We start from the raw sequence: 26,585 nt of genomic DNA on the forward strand, positions 1-26,585 counted from the left end.
ATCAAACTACTGCCTGTCAATACTAATGGACACCTGATAACATTTGCCTACGATTTTATCTAGATGCGCTGTCGCAATCTGTGATGCACGTCGTCAAGCAAGTGAGACCGAGCAACTATTTTTCCCCGAAATAGTTTTCGGCAATCAAGTGGTGTTCTATGTGTGTTGTTTCCTCTATTTACTACTTCTAAGTCATTTATAAGCTTATCTATTGAAGACCAACGATTGCTTTCTCCACTTCTTCCTATACAGAACCCTCTTCCATTTAACGCCCCCTTTTTTGTTTTGCTGTCGTTCTGTTTGTATCATAACGCATAAAAAAATGAATGAATTCTTTTGTATTGAATTACAACATTTTTTATTTCCACATTAGATTCAGCGATCTCTTACTGGGTCATCCCAGCCTCAATGGACTATTCTCAAATTTTGCAAAATTGTAATTGATTCGCTTTAGAAGAAGAAAAATATTCGATCTTCAAGTTGAATTTTTTTACAATCAAACAGCGGATCAAAAATTTATCTGCCGCAGACAAAGGTTGCTGATACTCTTCTTCAATATCACGAAATGAAAAATTTCTTTTCTTCTCACTTAGTTTTGTTACGATCTCAATCACCGTTAATTGCGTTAATTCTGATGTATATTGTTTTCTCACAGCTGCTCTCCTTTATTCATAGCGTTCTTTAATCCAGAATATAGCATGGAATTTTTCTTGCTGGGAACAATTTTTTTCCAAAAACAAAAAAAGATTGTTTTAAATAAACAAAACAATCCATTTGAGTGATTTAATCCATAACATGAACGAAAGTCACCTCTGCTCTGCCAATCAATCCAAATAACACCTTTTAGAAAAAATCAATACTAAAAATTTACATATTATAGAAATAATCGGTACATACCACGAGTTGAAAAATGATATTTTTTTTATATATTAATAAAGATAATTAAGGAGAAACAATGGATAAAACTAAAAAAAATATAGAGGTGACAAGATTTTTAAATACAGCCATCAGAGATGGTGTTTTAAATCCACAAGCAATCGGTCAAGAAAGTTTGTCTCGCTTGAGATTACACATATTGATCAAAGAACAATCGTTAACTATAAATTTAAAAGCGCCGAATCTTTCTGACAACGTCTTTCAGAGAATCAGTAGACAATTAGACGTTGTAAAAAAATTCTCACAACAAACAGCATCGATCACAGCTGAAAATATCCAGTTGTCTGCTAAACAAATTGACCAGAAAATTGAGCGTTTAACCGAAAAAGACAGAGAGTTAAATGAACAAATCAGGGAAATTAAAAGTGAAGTAAAAAAACTTTCTAGCAGAACAGCCAATCCGGATGAATATAACAAGGCAACAACCAAACTCAATAACGCAAATAAAGAACTAAGTAATAATCGAAATAACATCTACAGTCATCGCGCAATGAAGCTTGTCCTAAAAGAACAAGAACGCCAGCAAACGAAAAGTGTTCGCCGAGAATCTGTCGGTCAGTCGCCGAGACGACAATCCGTTTCTCAAGTAACATCTGAACCTCGTCAGTCTGTCGCACAAAAGCTTTCTACGCCTCGGCAATCAGTCGCACAGCAACAGGAAAAACGAACAGAAAAAATCGATAACCTAACAGAAAAGATCATAAATACAGAGAAAACAATACAGGCGCTTGCAAAAGAAAGAGATGGTCTCGTTAGCAACCCTAACGTAAAAGAAGAATTCGCTATATATACTGAAGGCATCCAACTTCATCGAAAACAAGCAGACAATCTTTACCGTCAACTGGAGACGATTGATTCAAAGACTGCAACGAAGTTAGAAACAAAATTTGCTGATTCCCCTTATGGCAAAGTCGCGTGTCCATTAACACCTAAAGAAATCTCTACAATCAAAGTAGAAAAGGCTAATGAAAAGTTCAATCAAGCTTACCGCAATTCATCTCCTGAACCTAAAATGAACAAAAAGCTAAGAATAGACACGGGAAAAACCCTCTCAGAGAAAGAGAAAGCCGCCGAACAGAAGAAGTTTATCCAAGAAACTAAACGTAATTTGCAGAAAATTGAGAGCAAATTGCAAAAGTATCAAAAACGGAAAAAAAGTATCATCGGTCTGATTGCGAATGCCTTTCAAAGAAAAAAAATCCAAGGTTTAAAGGAAAAGAAAACTGATTTGATAAACAAACTCGAGCAACCGCAAAAAAAACCACAAAAAGGTATCCTAAAACCAACATTTAAAGAACAAGTAACTGACGCTCATAATAAACAAGAACAACAAATGAAAAATCAAAAACCACGTGGAGATCGAACACAATCACCTAGCTTTAGCAGATCATGAGCATCGCCCACACCGATAAAGATTTTCTAGCTAAAGTTGTTCAAGTAATCCATATATTTATAAATAGTTATTTTATATGATTTATTCCATTACAAAAAGATACACGGTATTCCAATGAACACATTCTATTATTCAATTAATACGCCTTTTCAATGTTAATTTTACAACGTTTTATTATCACAAGATTCATATCGAAAATTTTCTTTAATAGAAATTATCGGTCCTGTTTACCAATAAAAAAATGTTATGTTTGTTTATGTATAACGAATAAGAGAAGGAGATAGATATGGCTAAGAATGAGCAAGATAAGCAACCAATCACACAGGGAGAGAAAACAGCAATCACTCAACTATCGAATCAAATTATCAACTCTGAGAATAAGATTGAAGAGTTAAAAGGAAAGCTAGCGGAGCTTGGGGATACATCTAAATCTTCAGAAAAACATCAGGAATTAACAGACGCTATCAGAACTCATAGAAAAAGAGTTCATGTGTTATATGAAAAAATCGAAAAAATTTCACCCGCACATGCGGATAGATTGGAAAAATACATAGATAACCATTTCACTCAAGACAAAAGCGTCACGAAGAGCAATGAGAAAATCATGAATGAACCTATCTATGAAACCATTCCTGGAGATAGAAAAAAAAGGAAGGAAGAGATCGATGTCCCAATCACATTAAAAAGGGCTCGATCAAAAGAAGAAATTCAGTCGGCTGTTAAATCTGCTAATGATAAATTCAATGAAATCCATAAAGATATAGATTCAAAGTCTATTGATAAAAGAGAGAAAACGATCGAAATCAAAAAAAAACCAATCAAGGATAATATGAGTCAAAATCTTTCGTTAGATAAAGCCAATAAAAAGTTAGAGCAAACGGAAAAAAAACTAGCTACTATTAAACAAAGAAATAAGACGTTAACTGGCAAAATCATGAATTTATTTGGTAGAAAAAATAAAGAAGAATTAATGAACCAAAAAAAATTATTGATTGATCAGATTAAAACTTTAAAAGGAGAGCCTATAAAAGGTATTCTGAAACCGCCATTGACTGAGAAGTTAGCTAACGCACAGGAAAAGGTCAAAGCGAACGCCCAAGAAAAGGCAAATCCTACACTGAACAATCGACCAAAAACTAGCCATACAATTTAAAAATAAAACAGCTTCATACTAAACAAAATAATTCAGGAGATTGATCAAAAATAATGGTCGATCTCCTGTTTTCTGCTATCAAGCATACTTTCCTCCTCTTTGTTTTCTCGCTTATGTTTCAAGAGCAAGAAATGCTTACACTAATTTTCTCTACTTAGAAATTATCGGTATAAATCACGAAGATTAAAATGCTATTTTTGTTTATGTAACTAAGACAAGAGATGAGGAACTAATTATGGATAATCGTAAAGAAAATATTATGTCAGTAGAAAAGATGAGACAGCGTTCAAGGGAATTGAGTAAGCATCTACCAAAAAGTCCTGCTACAGAAATCAAGCAACTGACAAAAAGCCTGATGAATACAGTAGCTAGAATCCAAGAGCTAAAGGAAAAAAGAGAACAGCTTAGTGATCGTTCCACATCTTCAAAAAAATATAGGGAACTAACAGCTGGCATCAAAAATAATGAACAAAGAGCGCAAGAATTACTTGATAAAATCGACAAGTTGTCGCCAAAACAAGTAGATAAACTTGTCGAACGATACACAGACTCTGCTGAACCGATCTACGAAACAATTCCTAGTGATACTAAAAGGAATGAAAAAGATGCGCCACTCCCTGAAATACGTGACCGAACAAAAAAAGAAGTGGTAAATGCTGTTGCAGAAGCGAATCGTAAGTTCAACGAAACACATAAAAGTATCTCTAAAGAACCTTATGCAAATCGACAGCCAAAAATAAAGTTTGATGCAAAAACATTGGTAAATGGAATGGATAAAGAGGAGCCTTCCCAAAAACGCGATCACACTGACAAAGAAGTTGGGAAGGCTAATCATAAGGTGCAGACCCAATCATTACAAAAAAAGATTTCACCTGCGACTCAGAAATTTACATTGAAAGATAGGATCAATCATGCACATCGCCAAACAGAAAACAATCATCTAACACAAGATAGCCACTCGCGAAACAATCGACCACAAACTAGCCCGAGCCTTGGAAGATAAAAAATAAAAAAACCAGTGATTTCCTTATCAGTCAGGACTGCATAAGGCTTTCACTGGTTTTTATTGACTCATCTATTCTTGTCATTCAGCGACATTTCCCCCAAAATGTTAACGATACTGATTGTCAGAATAAACAAAAAAATGAATGTTTTAACTACTTGTTTTGTCCATGGTTCACTCAATATTATGTATTATTTCTTATGTGCTTTGATTTCCCTCCTTTATTCTTCCTCCGTCACTTTATGTACTTACGTCCATAAATAAAACGATGTAAGCCCCTGTTCGATAAACGACCCATGTCCATTCTATTGATGGTTCATGTTTTTAAGAGCAACAAACTACTGATACGTATGGAACTACTAAATGGAAATCAGTCACCATGCGATACCTATTATTTAGCATACCTCTTTCTTTCAGAAGGTGCAAAACCACTTTTTCTGTGCAAAGAAAAAAATGAGCCTGGGACATGATTCACCTTGCATCTCCTAGAACCGAATAAACGGTGTTCCAGAAGCAACTCCTTCAGACATAAGCGTGAAACCCCAAAAATTTGAAGAACAATTTTCAGGGTTTCACGCTTATTTCTCGGAGCTGAACACTTCTGTCACAACCACATTTTTATATAACTTAGTCTGCCCGTCTTAGGATCAATGACGTCAAAGTCTCTAATGTTTCTTTTGTTTGTACTGAGGTATTTGGTAATTTTTTGATTTCTTTTAGTGCTTGTTTCGTATAGGATTCTGCCAACTTCTGGGCGCTTTCGACCCCTTGTGCCTCAATAACTAATTGTTGAATCTTCTCAGCTTCTGCTTGTGTCATTTGTTTTTCTTTGGACAAATATTCAAGTAATTCTGCTTTTTTGTCTGTTTGTAACGCATAGATCAAAGGTAACGAATACACCCCTTGACGAATGTCTTCCAATACAGGCTTGCCGATGTCTTCGCTCTGTTTTGTATAATCTAAAATGTCATCAATGATTTGAAACGCCATGCCGATCGCTAACCCGATATCCCCGGCTTTTTTTGCAAAACGTTCGCTTGTGCCACTTTCGTATGCACCTACAAAACAACTAAGTTGAAAAAGTTCAGCGGTTTTACCAGAAATATTCTGTAAGTATTCTTCAACCGTCAACTGGGTATTGTATCTATCATCCATTTGCCCGAGCTCGCCATTCAATACTTTTTCCATACTTCGTGCATTTAATTGCATACTCTTTAAGGAGGAGGTATATTCGGACAAGAGTTTGAAACAACAAACAAATAAATAATCTCCGGCATAAACAGCGACACTATTGCCAAAACGGCTACGTAAGTTTGGCTGTCCTCTGCGTAAGTCAGCTTCATCAACGATATCATCATGGATCAACGTCGCAATGTGTAGCATCTCAATAGATGCTGCCAACGAAATGGCTTTATCGCGATCTTGCTCCGGGCCAAATTGAGCAAATAATAGTTGATACGCCGGACGCAGTAACTTTCCACCTGCATGAATCGTTTCTTTTATCGCTTCTTCTACTGGTTTGTTTTTCAGCCGAACAACACTTTCCATTTTTTTTAGTGTTTGGTTCAATTCCACTTGGATCGTTGGATAGTCCACCCACATTTGATGTAACTTCATAAAAAAACTCCTTGTATAACGCTTATTTTTTCAGAAATACCGATTGCCATTGACTATTGGTCTGTCGATCATAGTCTGCTTGGAAACGCTGAAGTGTTCTCACATGTTTCAGCAGATAATTAGCAGCTATCCCTATGGCCAATCCTGATAGAATACCTAGGAATGACAAAATCGGTAAGTAGAGCATGACTGTCCATGATTGTGCGATAAATGACGCGGTCAATAACTGACCGACATTATGCATAAATCCACCTGTCGCGCTGATGCCAATAATGCTAACTCTTTTAGGACCCAGTTGTTTGACTATCAACATCCCTACATAACTCAACAACGCACCACTCATACTATAAAGAAACGTCGAAATCGTGCCGCCTAATAACGTGGTCAAAAATAAACGCAACCAAAGTAATAAGAAGCTATCTCGTTTTTTCATTGTAAAAATTGCCACAATCGTAATCAAATTAGCCAATCCTAGTTTTGCACCTGGCGCAAAAGCGAAAGGATAAGGAATCATATTTTCCAATAAACCGATGATCACACCTTGGGCAACTAATAAAGATATATAGATCATTTTTTGTAATTTACTCATGACGTGAACCGTCTAATAAATCAGACTGTCTTCCCCACTCCCGTCTGTTGATCGCACTTCGATCACTAATTTGTGAGGCAAACAAACGATTGTTTCACCATTATTCGTTGCCCATCCTCGGCGAACACAAATCTGGTCGTCGCAGTCTGCTTCTTTGATCCGAATTCGTTCCCCATCGATCTCGATCACGTTTTTGTCGCCATGATCATCTTCGTATAAATAGGTATAAGCTTTGGTTTCAGTTACCAACGGAAACGTTTTGATTTCTGTTCCATCGACTCGTAGCACCGCTTCTTTATTTGGTGTTGCATCCACTTGTTGATAACTAAAGATGACAACCGGCAAGAATGAGAGCATGACTAACAAAAGAATAATGATGATATCCCAAGGTTTTAATAAACTTTTTTGAATAAATTCTTTCAAGTACTCACTCCCTTTTTCTCCTCGTTTGATTGCTCCAATTTTACCATGAATAACGAAGGTTGTGAATGAGAGGCACAACACAGCTAATTCAAGGATTTGAGCGATTCATCATCTTTATACGAACCTATTTAAGAAAAAGACGAGCTTGGAATGTTTGCACACCCCAAGCTCCTCCTTATTTCTTCTCATATCATGATTTTAGTTGCTAAAATCATTTGGATTATTTGAATTGTTAACTTTCTCTATTCGCCGTAACGTGCCTTTGGTTTCCCGTACCACCAATTACCGAGTGTTTTCTGTAACCAAGGAATCACCCAACGATCCAAACCGATCGCACGACCTGAACCATTCATCAAGGCAAACGCCACAAAGATGAACCAGATGTTTACCCAGTAGAACATACCAGAAATACAGAATGTAATAACTAAAACAATCGTTGTTGCACTACATAACCAAGTGAATAAACCGGCAATCAATGCTAACGCTAACGCAATTTCAAAGAAGACCATGAATTTTTGGAAGAACATCGCTACATCGTTATTTGGCATGATGACTTGCATGATGCTGTTGAACCAGTCTGGTGATTTATCGATCACTGCCATTGGTTCTTCACCATATGCGTAGCTCAAGCCAAAATGTGCCGCTTGTGTTGCTGCTTCTCCAGTTGTTGCACCTGCACCGCTCGCAGCTGTTGTTGCATCACCTGCTGCTGAAGCACCACTTGCTACATCTGCTACATTGTATTCCCAAGTCCAAGGGAACACACTGTTACCAGTAAACCATGAACCTTCACCAAACCAAGTACTTGGTTTTAATACTTCACCGTTACCAATCATTTTCTTAGAAGCTTCAACTAACCAAACGAGACCGTAGAAGATTCGTAATGGGACGCTCCATAAAACATTGCCGTAACGAGAAGAATGTCCACGAGTCACATTGCGATCATCTTTGATATGGAAGAATTCGTGCATCATATATTGGAACATATAATAACCTGAACGGATATCAAAGAAATATTTCAAGTTGACGATATGCTTCATGATAATTGCTAAAAAGCCACTTAAATGGATCTTGTCAAATAAGTTCGCTACACCCCATTTGGCGCCGACAGAAACCATAAATCCTTGGTAGTTCCCTTTAAATTTATGTTTCTCGCCACCTTTGATCGAAGCCACGATATTCGCTGCAGCTGTATGACCGGTTTGTTCTGCGGCTTGAACGATCTGTGGTGTTGGTGTATTAGGGAATTCTTCGTAATACACTAAATCACCAATGATGTAGATATTTTGTTCTTCATAGCCTTTTGCTTGCATATATTCGTTTGCTACTAAACGTTGGCCACGTGCAGTCTCTAATCCGAAATCAGCCGCATCGGTTGTTCCTTTAACACCTGCTGTCCAAATCAAGGTATGCGTAGGCACTTCACGACCGTCTTTTAATTTGATATGGTCAGGAGCGACTTCAACGATTGGCGCATTCAACAATAGCTCAACATTCTTTTTATTTAAATAACGTTCTGCTTTGGCTGCATCATTACGATCCAACATATTCAAAATCGTTGGCATTGCTTCAACAACCATTAGTGTAATCTCATTTGCATCTAGTTTGTAGTCTTTGGCTAAACGATCTTTCCAATCCACTAACTCACCGATCATTTCAATCCCAGTAAACCCAGAACCACATACAACAAACGTTAACATTGCCTTACGCAATTTTTCGTCTGGTTCTAATGCTGCTTTTTCGACTGTTTTCTCAATGTGCTTACGGATCTTAACGGAATCTTCAAATGACCAAAGAGTAAAGCCATTTTCTTTAACACCTGGTGTACCAAAATCATTTGGTTCACCACCCATACCTAAAATCAATTGATCGAATGGATAAGCGCCTAATTTGGTTTTGACGATTTTTTTCTCTTTGTCGATGCCAATTACTGTATCAGTCACTAAATCTACATTTTTTTGTCTTGCAAATAATCGTTGTAAATCGTACTGGATCGCCTCTGGTTCCACACGTCCGCCTGCAACTTCGTGAAGTTCTGTCATCATCGTGTGGTACGAATGACGATCAATCAATGTGATTGTTACGTCTTCTTTTTTCAGTTTCTTCGCTAAGTGTTTTGTAGCTGAAACACCCGCATAACCAGCACCCACAACGACAATATTTTGCTTTGTCATTGAATATCCGCTCCTTATTTTTCATCTATATAAATTATTAATAGTTGATCGTTTTTTCAATTTGATAATGATTACACAATCTTTATACATTATATAGATGTTTTGTATATTTGTCTAACACCTTTTTATGTTTTTTTTATTACAATAAAAACGCCTGTTTTTCACGAAATTTCCAGAAAGAAAACGCTCAATTAAATCACTGTCGTTATTTTTGTAAAACGGTTGACTTATTGATGATATCCATTAGAATGTATAATGAATCACAAGGAATTTGTGGACAAAAAATGAAATGGCGGGGTTAAAAAATGAAGAAAAATCGGTTTGTTACGGGGTTTGCGGTATTAGCATTCTCAACATTGATGCTAGGAGCTTGTGGATCAGATAACAATGATAGTTCAAGTAGTACATCTTCTTCTACTTCTACTGCACAATCTTCTACGACAGAAACTAGTACAACAGAATCAACTAAAGAAATCGTTGCTGGTGGAGAATTACAAGACGGTACATACAAGTTAGAAGAAAAAAACTACTCTAATGGTTACCGTTCAGTCTTTGAAATGGTCGTAAAAGACGGCAAGATCACTGAGTCTAATTATGACAATGTGAACGAAGATGGCAAATCTAAAATGGATGATGCTGAATACAACGAAAACATGAAAGCAAAAGCTGGTACAAATCCAGAAACATTCATTCCTGAATTAAATGAACAGTTGCTAAGCGCACAAAGCGCAAGTGGTGTAGAAGTTGTGACTGGTGCGACACATTCATCAGAAAGTTTCCAAAACTACGCACAACAATTGATCCAAGCGGCTCAAGCGGGTAACACTGAAACGATTGAAATCGATAATGGTGCAGAACTTAAAGACGGCACATACAAGTTAGAAGAGAAAAACTATTCAAATGGCTATCGTGTGCAATTTGAATTGACAGTTGCAGATGGCAAAGTCACTGAATCAAACTTTGATTACATCGATGCAGATGGCAAATCAAAACAAGATGATACAGAGTACAACGAAAAGATGAAAGAAAAATCTGGTACTGACCCTCAAACTTACATCCCAGAATTAAACGATGAACTTGTTTCAGCAATGGGCGAAGAAGATGGTTCTCCAGCAGATGTAGAAGTAGTAACTGGCGCAACTCACAGTGCACATTCATTCATCATGTATGCACAACAATTAGTCAATGCTGCTGAAAAAGGCGATACACAAACAATTGAAGTCGATAACATTGTGACAAAATAAACTTTGTCTAACAGAAGGCTCATCTGCCTTTACGATAATCCTTTTGGAGATGTGGCAACTGTCACATCTCTTTTTCTGTGCTATCCCTACAAACGCCACATCCCCCGAAAAAAAGATGTTCATTCCTGCCAGATTATATTAGAATACAAAGCATGAACTTACTTTTGATTTCGCTTAGAGATTTCTCTTTATGCGGAACATGAAATAGATAAAAAGAAATGAGGAATAGATGTTGAAGAAACGATTACTTCCTTTTGTCTTGCTCTTGTGCCTACTGACCATTGCGGGTTGCAGCACAGATCAAACAACTGAAGGAAAACAAGAGAACAACACTTCACTGCTTTCTGACCCTTACACAGACGAACAATTTTTGCTTGGTACTTACGTTCGTATCCGTATCTACGATGAAGGGAAAGAAGACGTATTAAAACCTGCTTTTGACCGAGTCAAAGAGTTAGGCGATAAAATCACGATCAATCAAAGCGGCTCCGAAGTTGATGAAATCAATCAACAAGCAGGAATCCAACCAGTCAAAGTATCTGACGATGTGTACCGTTTATTAAAACGTGCGTATGAGTACAGCGAGGACTCTCATGGAGGCTTTGATATGGCAATCGGTCCAATCACACAACTATGGCGTATCGGCTTTGACGATGCACGTAAACCATCACAAGCAGAAATCGATGAAGCATTGAAGTTAGTGGATTATCATAAAGTCCAATTCAATGATGAAGAAAAGACGGTTTACTTGCAAGAAAAAGGCATGATCCTTGACCTAGGTGCCATTGCGAAAGGATTCATCACTGATGAAGTCGTCAAAGTCTTGAAAGAACATGATGTAACGACGGCGATCGTCGATCTAGGTGGGAATGTCTATGTTCTTGGACACAGTCCTAGAGGAGAAGATCAAGATTGGACAGTTGGTATCCAAGATCCGAATCTTGCCCGTGGAACGATCCTCGGCTCGATCAAAGAACGAAATAAAACATTGGTCACATCTGGAATCTATGAGCGCTACTTGGAAGTTGATGGCATGAAATATCATCACTTGTTCGACCCTAAAACTGGCTATCCTTTTGACAACGACATCGCTGGTGTCACGATCATCACCGATCAATCCATTGATGGAGACGGACTATCTACTGCGGTCTTCGCCATGGGTGTCAAAGATGGCTTGGCTTATATCGAGGATAAACTGAATGATGGAACTGAGGCGATTTTTGTGACAAAAGATGATAAGGTCTATGTGACAGATCCAATCAAAGACACTTTCAAACTCGCTGAAGATTCAAAATATACTATGGGCGATCGTTCTGAATTAAACTAAGGAGTAACTGATATGACACTAAAAATCTTTTTAGAAGTAGTTGAACTACGTACGAAGGTCGCTAGTGTATTTCCTTTTGCGATAGGGGTTTTATTCTCTATCGCTTTTTTTCACGAAATACAGTGGCTGAACACTTTACTGTTTTTTATTGGTATGCTTGTCTTTGACTTAGCCACTACCGCAATCAATAACTATATGGATTATGAAAAAGCACATTCGGAAATTTATAAATATGAAGAGAACGTCATTGGACGGACTGGTATTTCACCAAAACTCGTACGAAACATGATTTTAGGGATGATTGCTTTTGTCTTAGTCATTGGTATATTACTGACATTGCGGACCGGTTGGTTATTGTTGCTGATGGGTATGATTTGTTGTTTTATTGGGATTTTTTATACTTTTGGTCCTATCCCTTTATCACGTATGCCATTAGGAGAGATTTTCAGCGGTTTTACCATGGGTTTAGGGATCTTTACGATGGTCATCTATATCAACACTCATCGTAGCGATCTATTTGATTTAACCCTGTCTTTAGCAACTGGCACCTTCAATTTATCTGGCAATATCTGGGCAGTAGCCGCCATCTTTCTTGCAGCACTCCCACTTGTTTTTACGATAGCCAATATTATGTTAGCGAATAATTTACGCGATTTGGAGCGAGATATTGAAAATCATCGGTACACGTTAGTTTTCTACATTGGTCGTCCAATCGGTATCATGCTATTTCAACTTTTGATGTATGCGTGCTATCTGATTCTTTTAATAGGTCTGATCAGTGGTATTTATCAATGGCCGATCCTTCTGGCTTTCTTGACTTTACCAAAAATATATCTTAATCTTCAGCTATTCAAAGAGAGTCTGCCGCAGCCTATCAGTTTTAGCTATTCAATCAAAAATATGATTTTGTTCAACAGTAGTTATGCACTTGGTTTATTCGCAACGATTCTTCTCAATCAACTATAGACATAAAAGTGTCTGGGACATTAGTCCTCTTGTACCACCTAAAACCGAATAAACGGCGGGAACAGAAGTAACCTCATCGGAAATAAGGCGCCATCCACAAAAATTTGAAAAACAATTTTCGTGGATGGCGCCTTATTTCTCGATGCTGAACACTTCTTTCCCGACCTCTTTCTCTAGATCTACAGACTATCTCGTTGGTAATGGTGTACCTTTTGCTAGTGGATTTCTTGTCAATCCCTGAGTTCTTAATGCATCATTGTGTAGTTTTGCTTGTCTATTCGCTCTATTCGTCATTGCGGATAGTCTTGGCTTTCCATCTGGAGTGCCGCCTTTTTCAGCTGAATTACTTCTAGACAGTAAGGGCTTTTCAGCTGAACTTCGTCCATGGGACATTGAGGCAGTCCCCTGTTCTCTGGTCAGATGGTCTCTACTAATAACAAGTTTCCGCTTAATAGAGTTCCAGGCTTTAGACAAAGTTCCCTTGTCTTTTGACTCTTTGTCTATTAACTTTTCTCTTCCATCTGCACGATTTTGCTGATACGTTCTGTATTTTTGCCTTAAGAAATGCCAAGCTCTGCCTAGAATGCCTTTTTCTTTTGGCTCTTTACTTTTTGGATTTTCTCGTGCTTCTTTACGTTTTTGTCGAAATACTTGGACTTTTCGATATACTTTCATTCCTAATCGGAAAGCTGTTTTTACGAATCTATAGAGCCAAATTGGCCCTTTTTGAAACATTCTTTTAAAAATATTCTCGAGCTTATCGATTTCTGGATCTTTGTCTGTATTATTATGCATTTAGGTCACATCTCTTTCTGTTATAGTGACTGTATTGCCCTCTTCATCTGTGGTTTCTTGTGTTCTTGAGGAGTCTGAACGACTCGTCCCATCTTGTGTCATTTGTACAGACTCATACGGCTTTTCAAATAGTGTGTTCCATTGGAAGCTTCCTTCATTTCCAAGCAGCCTGTATTGATTCGCTTCTTCAGTGATTCTAAAAGTGATTGTTTTTTGTAGATTCCCACTGTCTGTTCGATTGACGACAAAGTTGGCACCCTCATGATCGGTATCAAATGAAACAATTCGATACTCAAACGTTACTTCTTCATCTGATCTCCCTTCTTCAATTTTTTTCTGAGTAAATGTGTCTTCTCCAAACTCTAATGTAAAGGAACGACTATTGTTCGTATTTTCCCATGTTCCTTGCATCAAGATATCCATCCACATTTGTGAAACTGCTCGTTGCGCGGCTTCAATCTGCTCAGAAATTTCTGCTTCTAACTGCGCTTTTACTTCTTCTGTAGGATAAAGATACACATCTTCCCCATCATCTTCTCGATATAAGATCGTATTTCCCATCTTAGTTTGTAGGGCAAATTCTTTGGTTTGCTTATTATCGTTTTCTAAAACTACCTGACCACTTGTATTTAAATAATAGGTCCCTGATTCAAACCAATCACTGGAGACTTTATAGGTTCCATCAGTTGCTAATACGATTTCTGTATCATCTGGTAGATTAGAGTACCAGGTGCCACTGTAGATCGTTGCGTTAAAACGATCTCTTGACTCTGTTGTTGCTTGTTCTTCTGTCGTTGAGTCTGTTGATTTACCTGTATTTTCTTGTGCAGTATTCATTAATGAATACCCTACGAGTCCAGCAACCACAGCAACAAACAATCCAAGTCCGATAATTATTTTTTTACCTGACTCTGTTTCTAAAAAATTTTTTAACATATTTCCTCCTTTCAAGATATCCTCTAAACCATCTGTCAATTAGTTTCAGTGTTATCTTCTTATGGCAGGCCATATCCTGAAATAACATTACTTCCAATGGCGTAAGTTCTTCTTCTTACTAGATTGTCAGAGTTACCCTCGATGACCTGAATAATATTTCCGCCAGAATATTCAACGATTCCTACATGATCTTTTCCTGTTCTTCCACCAGTCCAGTCAAAAAATACAAGATCACCAGATTGAGGAACATAGTTTTCATCATGTGTTTTGAACTTATCATTCGCCTCAAACCATTCTTTCATATCAAGAACATTTGCTGTATTCAATACTCGTCCTTGTTCCAAGTATCCCGCTTCATTCGCTATCCACGAAACAAATACAGCTGACCACTCCATTCGATTGTTGAATCCAGCCCATCGCCAATACTTCTCACCATTCGGATTACCAAGTTCTCTTCTAGCAAGCTCAGCTAATCTGCCTGTATCTGCCATGATATTTCTTGTAACCATGGCGGTATAAAACATATTGCCAAAGATGTATCGCCAGTTATAGCCCAATCCTTGCGCGACGATATGATTGAACGGAATGGTTTGATTATTACTTTTCATTTGCGCATACAAGCGCGCATCTTCAAAGGAATAAGGCGCATTTCGTTTGATCAGATCATCAAGATACGCTTCGCCATAATTATAGGCTTGAACCGCTGCCAGACCATTCAGATTATTGCTTTGTGCTTTTTTGAGCAGATAAGCAAAATATTCGACGCCTTTTTCAATCGATTCCTCTGGCGTAGTGATTCGGTCTGGAGATGATAGTGCCAGTTGCGCATTCATGATATCTGGCTGAATGGCTTCATTTCCACCAGATTCTACCCATATCATGGATAAAATGGCATTAGTAAATGCTTCAATGCCATGTTTGCTCGTTTGTTCCGCAACTCTGTTTTGCCATTTAGTAACTGCTAATGGGGGATTGATCAGATTCCCATGTAACCCACCACCATTACGCATATAGGCTAAGTTGGTATCCGTACTAAAGACTAAATTATTGATGTAGATCGCTGGATAAACATCAGGATCTTTATGCCAAAAGCGATATTCTTTCATCGCAACTAATAAATTCCCATCAAACTGATTTCTTGTATAGCCAATCAAATCACCTGCTTCTAAGGTTCTTCCTGGCCTCACTACTGGATCAATATTGACATAATACGCATAATATAGACCTGTATCCGTTTCTATTGCTGTTGTTACAGGCGCTGAACCATCTGTATGACCAGCCTGATAACTATAGTTGATACTTTCCACTGTCTCAAAGGTGGTGGCATAAACAGGTGTTCCAGGTTCTGCTTCCAAAGCGATTTGGTAATGTTGCGTATTGGGATCACGTCGACGATAGCCAAAATTATCCACCACGTTTGCGTAGTTCATCTTACCAAATGGATTAGCCATGAAAATTTTATCTTCAAAGCGATCTTTCTCCATGATTGGGTAATATTTATCTACTTCATCTTCATCAAAAGCAATGACTCGTCCATAGTAATCGTCATCTCTTGAATAACGCCTAGCCACATAGACTTCTACTTCAGGATCCGAGTCAAACATTTCACCAATTGTTTGGACATTGATTTTGACGGTCGCAACATCTTTTTTCTCACGTTTTACTTCAGTATGCTCTTCACCTGTTTCTTTATCCACCGTGATCACAACGGTTTCAACTTCTTTGTCTTTTTCAATGACGGTCGTGTAGTTGTAGACCATGTCATGTAATGCATGGATTTCATCTTTTACAGTGAATACTTTGATAGGTTCAGGTGATAATGGGTGTGGTGCGTCCTGAAAAACAGCATATGTGTTATCCCTCCATGACCATGGAATCCAGACACCTGTTTTTTCAGCCACTCTTTTTCGATAGGTAGCAATGGCAATATTATCGATATCATAATCTTCAAATTTTGCATTTAAGTAGTAGATATAGTTATCTCCATTGGATACATACATAAATTGCTCTGGATCAGATTCAATCCCGTTTACTTCAAAATAAACCTCATCATGCTCCGGATCATCAACTAGTCGATTGTACGTATCATATACCTCTTTGTTTTTATAAGTATCTAACCACGTGACATAGTTGTATGCTTCGGTAATCATCATCGACTCTGTTTTTACGACAAATAAACTTAAAATCGTTGTCCAAAAAGAAACGAAGATTGCAATGATCGCAATGATCACTGCAACAATCAAGATGACTACGATCAATTTCAATAAGATAGGTAACTTTAGAATAATAAGTATGGTGATAAGCATACCAACCAAATTCAAATTACCCTCTTCATCTCGCCCAACCTTATCAATAATCAAGTCTTTGATTTTATTTTTAAAAGGATTTTTAGGCGAAATTTGATCTTTCAACATATTATCTAATTTGGCCCGCATATTCCTTTTAGCTGCAACCTTCTTTTTTCCTTCTTTTCGCTTATTGTTTCTTTTCTTTTTTTCAAGCTGTTCATTTTTAGAAAGATGTAAGGCTCTTTTTTGATTTTTATGACGTATATTTGTTGTGTTAGAACTAATTTTTTCTTGTTGTCCTTGTTGCTTTTCTAATTTTGCTTTACTGGTGTATCCTTTGTAGGTAGTATTTTTCTTTTGTTGTTCACGAATCTGTTGATGGCGGTTCTTTTGATTAAAAATTGCTTGAGTGTTCGCTTTTTCTTTTTTTTGATCTGTGTTGTTATTAGCAACAGGAGCAGGAGCGATGGGTGTATCGACTTTATTAGGGCGCATCATTGAATCATGTTGCTGTTGCTTTAGCTCATCCCTTCGACTATCACGAATTCTTTGTCGTCGATGGATGCTCTGGGTGTTGACTCGTTTGCCTTTAGCAGTTCTATCTAAAGGTTTCTGATTCACATTGTTTTTATCATTTTTACTTTTGTTCTTCTGAAAAATCGTTTGCTGTGATTTTCTTTTGATATGAGGATTGTTCCCCTTCAATAACTTCATCAGCTTTTTTCTTCGAGAAGTACTAATAGAATTATCTTTTTTAAAAGATAGTTTGCTACCTCTTACTACCATTTTTTTATTATTTTTACTGGTAGTTGTAGCATTCTTACCTGCCCTGTTCTTGTCTAAAATTTTTGAATCAGCCACTTTCCTGTTTCCTTTCCCGTATGCCTATCAAGTTTCTCCAGGTTTCGTTGACATCATCTTATAGAGCTGTGTATCTTTAGGGAAATGATCATAAAAGGGTAACGTTGTATCCCCAAACACCATAAGACCATACCCTTCTGGAGAGTTCACTACGTATTTTTCTTGTTCTTCTGAAATATCAAACAGTCTAACTAGCTGTGTGCGGTCTGATTTTGCTTGATTCAACATCATGATAAAATCGCTATTTGACAACATCCGTCGAGCTAAATCGGACAATAGTAAAGTTTCGACGTTCTGGGTAATACCAGTCGGGATCGCTCCCCACTTTCGTGCACGACTCCATAGTTCAAAGAAGTAGTTCTCAGAATATTCATTCGTAAACAAAAGCTGCATTTCATCAATATATAACCACGTACGAACACCACGTTCACGGTTGGTCGTGATTCGATTCCATACTTGGTCTAATACAATCAGCATCCCCATCGTTTTCAATTGCTTTCCTAGATCCTTGATATCATAAATCACTAAACGCTTGGTAATGTCGACATTTGTCTCTGCAGAAAAGACTGACAAACTTCCTTCAATATAGATTTCTAGATCCATGACTAATTGCTTGGCTTCTTCTTCTTCTTGTTCTTTTAAAATATTATAAAAGTCAATGAATGTTGGTGTACGATCATTCAACACTTCATACGTTCGACGACAAACACGGTCAATCAACGTTTTTTGTGCCGAACTTAGCCCCAAGGCACCACCAATGATCAGGTCAAATAACGAAATCAAAAACTCTGATTTTAGCACGACTGGATCAGTATCATCTCCATAGTTCTCATTGATATCCATGGGATTGATCGTTGTCGGTGAATCACTCGAGATTTTGATGATCTCACCGTTGAAATTTTGACCAATGACAGAATATTCTCGCTCAGGATCAATAATGATGACTTCATCATCTGCATCGCGTAGTAGTACATTGACGATTTCACGCTTGACTGAGAAACTTTTACCAGAACCTGGTGTTCCTAGAACAAATCCATTCGGTGCTTTTAATAATTTTCGATCGAGTGAAAGAATATTTTTTGAAATTGCATTGACACCATAATACTTCCCATTTTCTTGAATCAAATCCGAAATCGTGAATGGGATAAAAATGGCGGTACTGGCTGTTGAAAGTGTTCGATCTAATGGGATTGCATTGATTCCCAACGGTAATGTCGCATTCAAGCCATTTTCTTGCATGAATTCCAATTCAATAAGTTTAAATCCAAAGCGACGAGACACTGAGTTTATTTCATCATGGACTTCAGCCAATTTTTCTTTCGTTGGTGAATGGAAATAGACAGATCCTGTTATCGCATATAATTTTTGTCCCCTGTTTTGGAGATCATCCACCAGACCTTTGGCTTCTGTTAGTGAGTAAGAAAGTTCATAAGAGAGCATCTCAAAGTCATACCCACTTTGTAACGCCTTCTTCTGCTCATCCACTTTTTGTTGTTCCATAAAAGCCAATTTCGTCTTCACTAAATCAAAGGCTTCATCTTGATCCATTGGTTCAATATGTAAAGATACAACAATTTCACGAGGGATTTCTAACATTTCAAAAAGAAACGTATCTGATAATTCAGAAGGGTATTCTTGTAAATATAATGTTTTTGCATAGTGATCATCTATTTTTACGTGGTTTTTGTTTTCCTTAAATTCCATGACTTCAGGTAGTACCTCATCGACTTCTGTCTTAACCGTCTTGTCATTCGTTAATAAAATTTCGGAAATCATATGTAATAATTTTGTTTTTTCTACCTTTTTTGCTTGACTGCCTAAGCGACTAGCAAACATTTCAAAACGATCTGCTACCATCTCTAATTCTTTTTGCGCGATCTCCAACGTAGGATGTTTCTGCACAAAAGTAAATAAGATCGTTTTTTTGAAACCATTTTTTTCTTCATCTAATTTCCTTGAAATGACTTGATTCATTTCCTCACGATATGAATCGAGGAAATCATTTTTTGCCTTGTAATAAAGAACCGATTGCAAATCAGCAAGCGGTCGTTTCTTTTTATAAACAGTGAGTTGCAACTTTGTCTTACTACTCAATGAATTTAAAAAGTCGCAGTATTGAGAGAAAATTTCAATTTGATGATCGTCAGAAGATAATTGATAATTGATATCTTGTAACTCAAGCGTCAATGAATAGGTAAATTCATCGATTTTACAAATACCACTTTCATAAATCTCTTCAAACCTAAACGTATCTCTAAAAGGATCAATATCCTCTTTCTTCTTCGATTTAGGTTTACTAATAAATTCTTTTTCCTCATCTTTTGGTTTTTTAGTTGGTTTTAACGCTTTGAGCGCTTTTAACTTCATCATGTTTCTTGCCCGCCTACATCTTCAATTTCTTTATTCATTTCTTCCTTAGGCTTCTTTTTTCGTGTCCCTGGTGCCACGTGGTATTTGAAAAATTGTTTAAGATAGATATCAAATGTCAAGCCATTTCTTTTAAACCAGCCAAATGAAACGATTGGAATGGATGAAAGAATCATAAACCAACTTGTGATTTCCATAGGAATCTTTAATCCTGCAATGAAAATCAAACTGATTAAGACATTTACTCCAGCTGCAATAGCTAAACAAAGCAGCTGCTTTAAATTCATTCCTGCAATTACCTTTTCTTTATATTCTTTAATATCCTTTGGTATCTTTACCTCAACTGCCATAGTTCCTCCTTACGATGCTGACATCAATGTTTTTGCCCATCCCTTAGTTTTATTTACAGAAAGCAATAAAGCAATCATGTAAACTGTCAAACCTAAAATAATCCCAAAAATTCCTGAACCAACTTCTTCCATGATACGATGGAAAATCGTCAGATAAATGACCAATACTAACGCGATGAATGTTCCCTGTAGACCGAGTGCAGCGAAATTTTTGAAGAATCCCTTGCTCATCACTGAAAACTCTTGGCTTGGTAAAGCACTCATCGGAATTGGTGCCATTGCACAAAATATATACATCTCCAAAAAACGAAGATAAATGGTGACTTGAACCAGTACGCGCACAACAAGTGATGCTAAAAACAGGATACACATCACGAGTAATACGACTAATTGTGACCACCAACTTAGTTGAGAGACCGCTTGTCTCACTGCATCTGCTGTATCTCTTACAGCTGAAGCATTTCCAATTGTTAAAATCCTAGTGGTTAGATTGCCGGCAATGATAACCATACCATCTAAAATATCTTGAATTCTTAAAATAACTATGTAACAAATGACGAATTTGATCAATGCTTTGATAATCATCTCAAATCCTAACATGGGAGCTCCACCTGCACCTTCAACTTTCGTTGAGATTTTTTGAAACTCTAATAGGATAAAAATTGCTAGAATGGATAAAGCAAGTGGCCCAACTACGTGTTGCTGTAGTCGTTCCACTAAACTGTAGGCATCATATATGTAACTTCGTAAATCCATTCCTAAAACATTTTTTAAATCGTCCCCATTAAGAAATGTCATGATTTGATCAAAGATAGTCATAATTGCAGATTCCATATGCTATACTCCTACTCTTCTTTTTGCGTAACGATTATGGTAAAAACGATCCAATGTTGAATGAAGTAGCAAACCAACCTGCAGCGACTAGAATCAATCCACCACCAACAATCTGCCAAATCCCTTGTTGTAATTGAGGGCCATTTTTATCTTTTAACGCACCAGCAAGGATAATTGTTCCCCAAATCAACCATAATCCACCACCAATTAATGTAAACTGTGAAACTAATCCAAATACTTGTTCTAATAATTGTGCATTCATAATTTTGCTAATCTCCTTTTTTTGTAAAAATATTTTTTTATTTTATTTCATAAATTTAGTATATGCGAAATTCTCTGTTTACTTGTATCAGTTATTTCTTCCATTAGAAATTTTAGAATGAATACGGCCCGTTCCTTTAGTAGATAAACTGGATAACCGCCTATTAGCAAATGAATTTTGTTTTAAGGACTAGAACCATCCTTTACAATTAACCTTCGATAATAAACCGCCTACATGTTATTCTTACTGGCTATTTCTATATTTCTTCCACCTACGATGAATGAAATGGCCAAATTTCACTGTTTTTTTCAGTGAACCAGCCTTTTGTAGCTAATAAAAAGCACCACATTCTCAGTCTAGCATTCGAATGAAGGTGCTTTCTATTTATTATGAGTGATTCATTGATCAAACTAGCTAAGCAGATAGATTTCGTTCATACATATAGGAATCTGTTACGTCGCCTAACTTCTTATAGTTTTTATGTTTCACAATATCATATTTCTTTGATAAAAACGGATGGACTCCGCGGATTTTCAAAATACATTCTTGTCCTTTGAGACTTGCCACTTCATCAGGGTCCATCAAGTTCCTTCCTAATTTCTGGAAGTTCTCACTAAAGGAACCATTGTTCCCTTTGGTGACGCTTGTATTTCTTTGTTCAATCGTTTGTTTCCCTAACAATTTTGAGATATATTCGTGCGTACTTTGTTCCATTCCGCCTAAATATAAAAAGACATCACTGGTCCCAATAATCGTTTCCCACGTATCTTTATACAAAGTTTTTAGCTGACTGATATTTTGTAAAATGACATTTGTGGAGATTTCACGGCTTCGAATAACCGAAATCACTTTTTCAAAATCAGGAATTTGTCCAATATTGGCAAACTCATCTAGGATACAACGGACATGACAAGGTAATCGTCCCTTATAAACGTTATCGGCTTTATAAACTAACATGTCAAATAATTGCTGATACATCATACTCGCTAAAAAGTTGAAACTGGTATCTGTATCAGGCAATAAGATATAGAGGATCGTTTTGACATCACCAACTGTATCCAGCTCAAGTGTATCTTGTGAAACGAGTTCCTTGATACTTGGGATATCAAATGGTGACAACCGCACGCCTAGACTGACTAGGATACTTTTCGTCGTTTTATCACCAGAAAGTTTAAAAATCTTGTACTGTGATACCGCAAAGTTTGTCGGATCTTTTTGTTCTAACTCATTGAATAAAATATCTAGTGGGCTGACATAGCCAGGCACATCTTCTTCAATATCTGCTAAACGGACTAATTCAATCACGTTTCCTAACGTCCGATCTTCTGCGGTTACTTCTTGGATCAAATAGCTAAAAATAGCCATCAATAGGGCTGTTTCAGCTTTTTCCCAAAAATCGTCTCCGCCTTTTTTATCTGGGTTCGTCGTATTTTTGATAAGATTGTTCACGATTTTCAAGATATCATCCTCTGTTTGGATATATTGAAACGGGTTGTACTGATGCGTATCTCTTCGGTTGATCAAGTCAAAAATCTTGATTTGATAACCCGCTTCTTCAAACATTTTGCCTGTTTCAGCTAATAATAAGCCTTTAGAATCACTGACGACATAAGAGGAATGCATTTGCATCAAGTTAGGTTTTACATAAAATCGCGTCTTACCACTACCGGCTCCTCCCACCACAACGACATTTTTATTTCGGTTGAAATTATCGTTTCGTGTAATCTTCATACGTCCTGATAATGATAAGCTTTCGCTCTTCGTCAACAAGATATTGAAGTCTTTTTTCTTATCAAGAAATGCACGGATGTCGCTGTACTTCCCCCATCGTGCACTTCCATATTCTTCATTGGGACGTGTATTCTTTTCGTCAAACGTCTTATATAAGACAAAAAGTACATAGGAAATCGCAGCCACGGCTCCTATCCCTAATGACCTCATTACATAGCTAAATTGAGGTGAAAATTTGGAGAGTTCTTCAAATGTTCGGTTGAATGCTGTTAGTAAATTATCTGCAAATGATAAATTCCCAGTATTCTCTGCTAAAAATAAATAACCAATACGATTACCCACATAAAGCAGAATACCAATTACTAACACATGCACTACCATAAGCTGCCGGGAATTTTTCAAATTTTTTTATTTCCTTTCAGTCAAAGTTATTTTTATAATTGTGTCGTTTTACTTTTCTTATTATTTTGAATTTGAGCCTGCGTTTGCTGACTACGCGCTCGATTATTTCGCTCATTTGATAATTGCAATGAGTTTCTTCTTAATGACTCAAAGCTTGCTTGTCGCCCGATATCTGGACTCGTACCGGGAAAACTTGCACGACGTTCGATTGGCTGATTGCCTCTGTTTGTCAATGCGACTGGTTCTTTTGAGCCAGAGGGTGTTGGTTCTACCTTCGTCTGCGATGTACTTGGCTGAGGTTGTGTACTTTCCCTTGGTTTCATCTCAATGACTTTCGATTCTTTCGCCGTCTCAGAGGTTCGTTCAGATCTTTCTGTCGTTTTTTGTTGCTCATTGGTCAGGACTTGCTCAGGTGCTTTCGCTTTTTCATCAAGACCTGCGATGGCAGATACTTTCTCTCTAAATTCTTTTGAATCTAAAGATTGACACTTTCCTAGCTCTTGGCCTTCTAAAACTTTTTCTTTTACTTTGTTTTCAAATGCCAGATCCTCTCTTTTGGCCACACGGCTTTCAAATCGTTTGAACACAAATTTGTCTAATAATTGGATACCGATTCCAATACTGACACCAATCAAAGCCACGGCACCTAACTGCATCAAGAATGGCGCAGCCATAGAGGTTGCAAGCATCGGTACTAGCGCAGATAGGGCAAACATTCCACCTATCCCTAGAGCCAATGGTACAGCCAACATGATAAATAAGGATAATTTATTTTTCATCACATAATCAAACATCCGCTTCGGCGCATGACGGACTGTTTCCCACGCACGTTTGGCTCTTGATTGTTTTTCTTCTATTTCAGCTGTGTTTGCACCTTCTTTGGTTGGTGCTTCCATCGCTACAACTTTGTCTTTGCCTTTGAGATCCTTAGAAGTTAACCCTTCTTTTGTTACTTCAGATTTCTCGATTCCTTCTGTCAGTTTTTCATTTACTGGAGTTGCTTCTTTCATTTGTTCTGCTGGCTGTTTTTGTTTCCTAAACGGCATTTTTTCCCGCGCTTTCGCCAACCCACGAGCAATTGGACCAAATACTCTTGGGAATTTCTGTACTAGCTTATTGAACACTTGAGGAATTTTCTTTTTCGCATAAATAATTGCTTTTGAACCAAAAAAACTGGCAGCGACAAAACCAATCGCAGCGTTCACAAACTGTTGCCCAAAAATAGCCATAGCTGTAGATGGTAAAATGGAACCTACCCAAGACATACCAAGTGGTATCATGGCAATCGGCCATAGATTCAGCAACCATCTAGCTGCACGGATTTTTCGGGAATTTCTGAAAAATGATTGTTTTAATTTTGAATGATCTAATTCACTCAACTTCTTCGTTTGTTCTTTTATTCCACGAGTTTCTTCTTGTAAACCTTTGATATCTTTATCCATCTGTTTGATGCTTTCAGCAGATAAATCTTTGGTCATTTTTTGCAGTTTTTCAGGATCAGCTAAAACCGCCTTCAGTTCCTTTAAAAACTGCACATCCTCGGTCGTATTGCTCTGTTTGATCCGCTTCAATAAGACATCAGTATTCTTGTTTTTAGCTTCGATCAACTCTACTTTTGCTTGGAGGTTTTCGACATACGCTTTGATAAGCTCTGCTTTTTTACTTTCAAGATTTTCGCTTACAACAGGTTCTTTTTTAGGTTCTTCCACTATTGGTTTCTGTAGCTTCGTTTTTTCTGGTGCCTCATTCACGATCACATTGGCATCGATCGGCGGTGGATTTTTTTCAACAGTCGCACGATCGACTTGATCTTTTTTTGGTTCTTCCGCAATCACTGGAGTTGGTTCGCGTTCAATCGTAGGTGTAACAACAGTCGCCTCGCGATCAGCTTTACTTAGGACAACTGCTTCCTTTGCTTGCTCCGCTTTCACTTCTACCGAACGAACGACTTCTATTTCAACCTTTTCGGTATAATCAAGCAGCCCTTTTGTTTCAGCAATTTCATTTTGAAATCCTTCTTTTATTGCACTAATTGCTTGAAGTTTTGACACTAACACTTCGTCTGAATCATTTTTATTGGCCGTAAATTCAGAAAAAGAATTGGAACGTTGCTTAGGTTCTGGTTGATCTTTATCTACCTCAACTTTATCGATCTTATCCTTTAATTCTTTTTGGACGATCTCAATTTTTTTAACCTTCTCTTCGGCTAATTGAACCTTTTGTTCAAGATCTGTCTTTTTACTTTTCTTGATTTTGCCAATCTCAGCCCTTAACTTATTGACCTCATCTTCTTTGGCTACTAGTCCTATCCTATGAGCGGTCAATTCTTTTTTAAATTCGTCTTTTTTGATCAATGCGAGAACGATTGCTGAATCAACTTGCTGGTCTTTTGCATTTGCTTTTAAAACACTTTGACCATTCCCATATTTGTCTAATTCTTTTTGATGGCTTTCCAAGGTCGTTTGATCTTTTTTTAATTTCGCATGTTTTTTTGCATACTTATTATCGATAGCCTGTTGCTCAGAAGAGCTGATGGTTCCAATCCCCTTGATGGTCGCTATGTCCCGTTTTAGACGAATAATCTCTAGTTGGTAATCAAGAATTTTTAGCTCTTTAACGATATTTTCTTTCTTATCACGGATCAACTCATTATGCGTCGTATCAAAATTTATATCTTTGCTTTCATTTCTGATTTTTTCATCAATTGGAGATCCGATGATCTTGTTGATGATCGCTTCATTTTTATATGAAAATATAGACAGAAATGATTCATTGATATTACTTTTATTACTTTCTTTAAGCTTGTCTTCTCTAAGCATCTTTTCTTTAGATATATCTTCTATAGACATCCATCACTCACTCCTCTCTCATTTTCCTTTGCATTATCTCGAGTGTCCTGTCGTTAGAGATTGGCCAGAATAGGTGTGCAGCCGA

At 37.3% G+C, this 26,585-nt stretch carries 20 protein-coding genes; 6 read left to right on the top strand and 14 right to left on the bottom strand.

What is annotated here, in order from left to right; all coding sequences use genetic code 11:
- Window positions 1-419 precede the first annotated feature (419 nt).
- The gene (locus tag IGJ39_RS13570) at window positions 420-653 is read right to left on the bottom strand and encodes a hypothetical protein (protein WP_019722524.1); all 234 of its coding nucleotides are present in this window, start codon (window positions 651-653) and stop codon (window positions 420-422) included.
- Window positions 654-955: 302 nt separating this feature from the next.
- On the opposite strand from IGJ39_RS13570, the gene IGJ39_RS13575 reads away from it, so the two are divergent.
- From IGJ39_RS13575 to IGJ39_RS13585, 3 genes are all read left to right on the top strand, one after another.
- Complete coding sequence (locus tag IGJ39_RS13575) at window positions 956-2,329, top strand: hypothetical protein (RefSeq protein ID WP_019722525.1); 1,374 nt, start codon at window positions 956-958, stop codon at window positions 2,327-2,329.
- Window positions 2,330-2,615: 286 nt separating this feature from the next.
- Window positions 2,616-3,482, top strand: coding sequence for a hypothetical protein (locus IGJ39_RS13580; protein WP_019722526.1), 867 nt, complete (start codon window positions 2,616-2,618; stop codon window positions 3,480-3,482).
- Between the two features lie 235 nt (window positions 3,483-3,717).
- Window positions 3,718-4,485 (top strand): hypothetical protein, encoded by a 768-nt coding sequence (locus IGJ39_RS13585; protein WP_019722527.1) that lies wholly within the window; start codon window positions 3,718-3,720, stop codon window positions 4,483-4,485.
- Between the two features lie 627 nt (window positions 4,486-5,112).
- On the opposite strand, the gene IGJ39_RS13590 is transcribed toward IGJ39_RS13585, so the two are convergent.
- The 4 genes from IGJ39_RS13590 to IGJ39_RS13605 all read right to left on the bottom strand — a co-directional run bounded on the left by IGJ39_RS13590 (window position 5,113) and on the right by IGJ39_RS13605 (window position 9,288).
- Window positions 5,113-6,102: a polyprenyl synthetase family protein gene (locus IGJ39_RS13590; protein ID WP_019722799.1), complete on the bottom strand. Its 990-nt coding sequence runs from the start codon at window positions 6,100-6,102 to the stop codon at window positions 5,113-5,115.
- A 22-nt stretch (window positions 6,103-6,124) separates the two neighbouring features.
- Window positions 6,125-6,691, bottom strand: a complete 567-nt coding sequence (locus IGJ39_RS13595; RefSeq protein WP_010733918.1) for a Gx transporter family protein — start codon at window positions 6,689-6,691, stop codon at window positions 6,125-6,127.
- 12 nt (window positions 6,692-6,703) lie between these two features.
- Window positions 6,704-7,114: a NusG domain II-containing protein gene (locus IGJ39_RS13600; protein ID WP_010733917.1), complete on the bottom strand. Its 411-nt coding sequence runs from the start codon at window positions 7,112-7,114 to the stop codon at window positions 6,704-6,706.
- A gap of 242 nt (window positions 7,115-7,356) precedes the next feature.
- Window positions 7,357-9,288 carry an NAD(P)/FAD-dependent oxidoreductase gene (locus tag IGJ39_RS13605; RefSeq protein ID WP_019722800.1) on the bottom strand — a complete coding sequence of 644 codons (1,932 nt, stop codon included), beginning with the start codon at window positions 9,286-9,288 and terminating at the stop codon, window positions 7,357-7,359.
- 305 nt (window positions 9,289-9,593) lie between these two features.
- On the opposite strand from IGJ39_RS13605, the gene pplA reads away from it, so the two are divergent.
- The 3 genes from pplA (at window position 9,594) to menA (ending at window position 12,825) form a co-directional block, all read left to right on the top strand.
- Complete coding sequence (pplA, locus tag IGJ39_RS13610) at window positions 9,594-10,532, top strand: extracellular electron transfer flavoprotein PplA (protein ID WP_010733915.1); 939 nt, start codon at window positions 9,594-9,596, stop codon at window positions 10,530-10,532.
- A gap of 229 nt (window positions 10,533-10,761) precedes the next feature.
- Entirely contained in the window at window positions 10,762-11,859 is a 1,098-nt protein-coding gene (locus IGJ39_RS13615; protein ID WP_019722801.1) for an FAD:protein FMN transferase, read from the top strand.
- A gap of 12 nt (window positions 11,860-11,871) precedes the next feature.
- A complete protein-coding gene (gene menA, locus IGJ39_RS13620) occupies window positions 11,872-12,825 on the top strand; it encodes a 1,4-dihydroxy-2-naphthoate polyprenyltransferase (protein ID WP_019722802.1) in 954 nt (317 codons plus the stop codon).
- Window positions 12,826-13,011: 186 nt separating this feature from the next.
- On the opposite strand, the gene IGJ39_RS13625 is transcribed toward menA, so the two are convergent.
- From IGJ39_RS13625 to IGJ39_RS13665, 9 genes are all read right to left on the bottom strand, one after another.
- Window positions 13,012-13,620, bottom strand: a complete 609-nt coding sequence (locus IGJ39_RS13625; RefSeq protein ID WP_019722803.1) for a hypothetical protein — start codon at window positions 13,618-13,620, stop codon at window positions 13,012-13,014.
- Window positions 13,621-14,556 (bottom strand): hypothetical protein, encoded by a 936-nt coding sequence (locus IGJ39_RS13630; RefSeq protein WP_019722804.1) that lies wholly within the window; start codon window positions 14,554-14,556, stop codon window positions 13,621-13,623.
- Between the two features lie 59 nt (window positions 14,557-14,615).
- Window positions 14,616-17,558 (bottom strand): lysozyme family protein, encoded by a 2,943-nt coding sequence (locus tag IGJ39_RS13635; RefSeq protein WP_229049033.1) that lies wholly within the window; start codon window positions 17,556-17,558, stop codon window positions 14,616-14,618.
- 174 nt (window positions 17,559-17,732) lie between these two features.
- Window positions 17,733-20,075, bottom strand: coding sequence for a VirB4-like conjugal transfer ATPase, CD1110 family (locus IGJ39_RS13640; RefSeq protein WP_019722806.1), 2,343 nt, complete (start codon window positions 20,073-20,075; stop codon window positions 17,733-17,735).
- Window positions 20,072-20,422 carry a PrgI family protein gene (locus IGJ39_RS13645; RefSeq protein ID WP_019722807.1) on the bottom strand — a complete coding sequence of 117 codons (351 nt, stop codon included), beginning with the start codon at window positions 20,420-20,422 and terminating at the stop codon, window positions 20,072-20,074. The genes IGJ39_RS13640 and IGJ39_RS13645 overlap by 4 nt, the downstream gene beginning before the upstream one ends.
- A gap of 9 nt (window positions 20,423-20,431) precedes the next feature.
- Window positions 20,432-21,256 (bottom strand): hypothetical protein, encoded by an 825-nt coding sequence (locus IGJ39_RS13650; protein ID WP_438764990.1) that lies wholly within the window; start codon window positions 21,254-21,256, stop codon window positions 20,432-20,434.
- Window positions 21,257-21,290: 34 nt separating this feature from the next.
- Window positions 21,291-21,518, bottom strand: a complete 228-nt coding sequence (locus IGJ39_RS13655) for a hypothetical protein (protein WP_019722809.1) — start codon at window positions 21,516-21,518, stop codon at window positions 21,291-21,293.
- 414 nt (window positions 21,519-21,932) lie between these two features.
- Window positions 21,933-23,630 (bottom strand): VirD4-like conjugal transfer protein, CD1115 family, encoded by a 1,698-nt coding sequence (locus IGJ39_RS13660; RefSeq protein ID WP_019722810.1) that lies wholly within the window; start codon window positions 23,628-23,630, stop codon window positions 21,933-21,935.
- A 53-nt stretch (window positions 23,631-23,683) separates the two neighbouring features.
- Entirely contained in the window at window positions 23,684-26,500 is a 2,817-nt protein-coding gene (locus IGJ39_RS13665; protein ID WP_410300749.1) for a hypothetical protein, read from the bottom strand.
- Between the last annotated feature and the right edge of the window lie 85 nt (window positions 26,501-26,585).

It is taken from the genome of Enterococcus sp. AZ140, from assembly GCF_051714405.1.
Classification (GTDB): domain Bacteria; phylum Bacillota; class Bacilli; order Lactobacillales; family Enterococcaceae; genus Enterococcus_B; species Enterococcus_B pernyi.

Excerpts from the sequence above, each read along its gene's own strand:
- IGJ39_RS13580 (WP_019722526.1), top strand. The coding sequence starts at position 2,616 with ATGGCTAAGAATGAGCAAGATAAGCAACCAATCACACAGGGAGAGAAA.
- pplA (WP_010733915.1), top strand. The coding sequence starts at position 9,594 with ATGAAGAAAAATCGGTTTGTTACGGGGTTTGCGGTATTAGCATTCTCA.
- IGJ39_RS13625 (WP_019722803.1), bottom strand. The coding sequence starts at position 13,620 with ATGCATAATAATACAGACAAAGATCCAGAAATCGATAAGCTCGAGAAT.
- IGJ39_RS13645 (WP_019722807.1), bottom strand. The coding sequence starts at position 20,422 with ATGGCAGTTGAGGTAAAGATACCAAAGGATATTAAAGAATATAAAGAA.
- IGJ39_RS13575 (WP_019722525.1), top strand. The coding sequence starts at position 956 with ATGGATAAAACTAAAAAAAATATAGAGGTGACAAGATTTTTAAATACA.
- IGJ39_RS13655 (WP_019722809.1), bottom strand. The coding sequence starts at position 21,518 with ATGAATGCACAATTATTAGAACAAGTATTTGGATTAGTTTCACAGTTT.
- IGJ39_RS13585 (WP_019722527.1), top strand. The coding sequence starts at position 3,718 with ATGGATAATCGTAAAGAAAATATTATGTCAGTAGAAAAGATGAGACAG.
- IGJ39_RS13635 (WP_229049033.1), bottom strand. The coding sequence starts at position 17,558 with ATGAAGTTATTGAAGGGGAACAATCCTCATATCAAAAGAAAATCACAG.
- IGJ39_RS13660 (WP_019722810.1), bottom strand. The coding sequence starts at position 23,630 with ATGGTAGTGCATGTGTTAGTAATTGGTATTCTGCTTTATGTGGGTAAT.
- IGJ39_RS13640 (WP_019722806.1), bottom strand. The coding sequence starts at position 20,075 with ATGATGAAGTTAAAAGCGCTCAAAGCGTTAAAACCAACTAAAAAACCA.
- menA (WP_019722802.1), top strand. The coding sequence starts at position 11,872 with ATGACACTAAAAATCTTTTTAGAAGTAGTTGAACTACGTACGAAGGTC.
- IGJ39_RS13665 (WP_410300749.1), bottom strand. The coding sequence starts at position 26,500 with ATGTCTATAGAAGATATATCTAAAGAAAAGATGCTTAGAGAAGACAAG.
- IGJ39_RS13605 (WP_019722800.1), bottom strand. The coding sequence starts at position 9,288 with ATGACAAAGCAAAATATTGTCGTTGTGGGTGCTGGTTATGCGGGTGTT.
- IGJ39_RS13650 (WP_438764990.1), bottom strand. The coding sequence starts at position 21,256 with ATGGAATCTGCAATTATGACTATCTTTGATCAAATCATGACATTTCTT.
- IGJ39_RS13630 (WP_019722804.1), bottom strand. The coding sequence starts at position 14,556 with ATGTTAAAAAATTTTTTAGAAACAGAGTCAGGTAAAAAAATAATTATC.
- IGJ39_RS13595 (WP_010733918.1), bottom strand. The coding sequence starts at position 6,691 with ATGAGTAAATTACAAAAAATGATCTATATATCTTTATTAGTTGCCCAA.
- IGJ39_RS13590 (WP_019722799.1), bottom strand. The coding sequence starts at position 6,102 with ATGAAGTTACATCAAATGTGGGTGGACTATCCAACGATCCAAGTGGAA.
- IGJ39_RS13615 (WP_019722801.1), top strand. The coding sequence starts at position 10,762 with ATGTTGAAGAAACGATTACTTCCTTTTGTCTTGCTCTTGTGCCTACTG.